The organism is Chromohalobacter sp. 296-RDG (assembly GCF_029889885.1).
Lineage (GTDB): Bacteria > Pseudomonadota > Gammaproteobacteria > Pseudomonadales > Halomonadaceae > Chromohalobacter.
On sequence record NZ_JARANY010000156.1, the window covers coordinates 1 to 2,039 of the forward strand.

The 2,039-nt window shown below is 57.3% G+C and carries 4 protein-coding genes and 1 pseudogene; 1 reads left to right on the forward strand and 4 read right to left on the reverse strand.

Annotated elements, in window-relative coordinates; translation table 11 throughout:
* Positions 1 to 200, reverse strand: a 200-nt coding sequence (locus OP495_RS17375; RefSeq protein ID WP_280571002.1) for an NYN domain-containing protein, incomplete at its 3' end; no start/stop codon positions are given.
* 110 nt (positions 201 to 310) lie between these two features.
* Between OP495_RS17375 and OP495_RS17380 the strand changes: the two genes are divergently transcribed.
* Positions 311 to 523, forward strand: a complete 213-nt coding sequence (locus OP495_RS17380) for a hypothetical protein (RefSeq protein ID WP_280571004.1) — start codon at positions 311 to 313, stop codon at positions 521 to 523.
* 461 nt (positions 524 to 984) lie between these two features.
* Here the strand turns inward: OP495_RS17380 and OP495_RS17385 are convergent, their stop codons facing one another.
* From OP495_RS17385 to OP495_RS17395, 3 genes and pseudogenes are all read right to left on the reverse strand, one after another.
* Positions 985 to 1,134 (reverse strand): hypothetical protein, encoded by a 150-nt coding sequence (locus tag OP495_RS17385; RefSeq protein WP_280562891.1) that lies wholly within the window; start codon positions 1,132 to 1,134, stop codon positions 985 to 987.
* Positions 1,131 to 1,874, reverse strand: coding sequence for a zeta toxin family protein (locus OP495_RS17390; protein ID WP_280571006.1), 744 nt, complete (start codon positions 1,872 to 1,874; stop codon positions 1,131 to 1,133). The genes OP495_RS17385 and OP495_RS17390 overlap by 4 nt, the downstream gene beginning before the upstream one ends.
* A 51-nt stretch (positions 1,875 to 1,925) precedes the next feature.
* Positions 1,926 to 2,039, reverse strand: a pseudogene (locus tag OP495_RS17395) (NYN domain-containing protein); the annotation flags it as partial.

Sequence of the window (2,039 nt, forward strand, 5' to 3'; positions counted from 1 at the left end):
AAGCCGATCGAGCGGAGAATGTTCTGGAACTCGCGCTGCTTCGTGTCGCCCTTGTCGGTGGCATAGCAGCGCGCGGCCAGCACCTCCCGGTTCGCCGTCACCCTCGCCCAGAACCGGCGATAGTCGAAGTGTTTGCGGTAGGCTTCGCGCACGGTGTAGTAGACGTTCTGGGTATCCACGAAGATGGCGACGCGCGTCATGGCAAATAGCCCCTCGGCAGGCAGTGAAGCGCCAGCCCATTAGGCGAGCGTTGGCTTGTGAGTGCATGGTACCGTACGCCCGATGCGCTCGGCTTCAGAGAAGAGGCCTAATGATCACGCTGGCTACCTACGGGGTCGGGATGCTGATCGGCTTCTGGGTCGCCGGCCTGGTCACCGACCACTACGCCACCGCCGACGGGCATGACTGGCAAGGCATCTGGCTGTTCCCCGCATGCTTCGCCATCGCCGTGCTGCTACTCTTCCTGGTCGCCTTCAAGGACAAGAAGCGCGCCAAAGGGGGGACCGAGACGGAACAGACCTGAAAGAACCTCGGTCAGTTCGCCGGCATCGTGCCGGCGAACTGACCGGCACTTCACGAATCGACACTTCACGAATCGGCCCTGCTGTCCACGCTATATACCACCCAGGAAAGGTAGTGCCCGAGTTCTGGGGGAGCGCATCTCATCCGACGCTGACCGCCGTCGGTATCACCTGGCTCTATGGATTCAACTTTGAAATCAAGGTAATCGCGAAGCTGCCGGAATCAGCGTCCGGTTGGTCGAAACACCGTTGGGCCAGCCGGATAGTGGGTTCGGCTGGCCGCCTCACCCCAGCAGCAGATCGAAGTCGCCATCGCCGGAGACCAATCATTCGGCCAGCACCACCTGAACCGAAACAGCACCGTCAAAGCGCTACACGCCCTCCCTGACACACCAAAAAAGGAACCCGCCAGCGGGCGAGTTCCTATGATGTTCATCTCAAGGTGAGCTAGCGCGATGGACCCTCAGCGCTGATTCTTCGCCTGCTCAAGGACGCGCTTTTGACGAGCAATGGCATTGTCGATGACTTTCTTACGCATCGCCTGCTTCTGCTCAGCGGTCGTATGGCGCGCAAACTGCGTCAACGGGGTCGATTTCGCAATTCGATCTTTCATGTTTCATCCTCGCCTGTCAGCAGGCTTTCCAACTGGTCACAAGTGTAGCGCTCAGGCAGGTAAGCATCAATCGAGTCGATATCCGACTCCCAGCGTTGATTCGTGCCATCCGTATTCTTGATGATCATGTCCAGCACGACTTGCTCGCCAAAATCCCGTTTGATGCGACTCACCACTTCCTGAACATCCAGAAATTGCCGGATGAAGCCTTCGAGCGGGATATGGCGCCCTTCTACCTTTTCGCGGCTGCAAACGAACTGCCACGCTAATCGAGGATGTTGATAGACATAGAATATCTGCACATCCCGAGCTTTCTGCAACGAACGAGCGATGTTCTTGCTAGCAATATCGAAGCTCGCCAAAGTGCCGTCCAGAATGAACGACTGCCGCTGCTTCAGCATAAGGTCGTGAATTTTTTCCACCAGAATCGACACAGCGCCCTGGAACAGCCAAGAGTTGTTGCCGGTATAGCCTGGCATTTCCTCCCGCAAGTCATCCGGGTCTATCCGCAGTATATTACCGAGGCCGTCGATCCCTTCCGCCTTTAGCTCATCGAGCGCCGCAACATATTCCTTGGCGATCTCGGTCTTTCCCGCTCCGGGTGAGCCCGCCATGAAGATCGAGATAGGCCGCTCTTCAGGTTCGTATCGTCTTGGGTCCGTTCGTTCACGTGCGATCCGCTTCTTATTACGCCTGGCAAACGCTACCGCATTGGCTATGATCTTTTCTGCGTCGTCCATGCACGTCTCCGAAAGTGCGAGGCATACCTCTTATCGGCAAAAAGGCCACCCGACTTCTCGGCTAGCCGTCACCTTCAACCAGAACCGGCGGTAATCGAAGTGTTTGCCGTAGGCTTCGCGCACGGTGTAGTAGACGTTCTAGGTATCCACGAAGATGGCGACGCG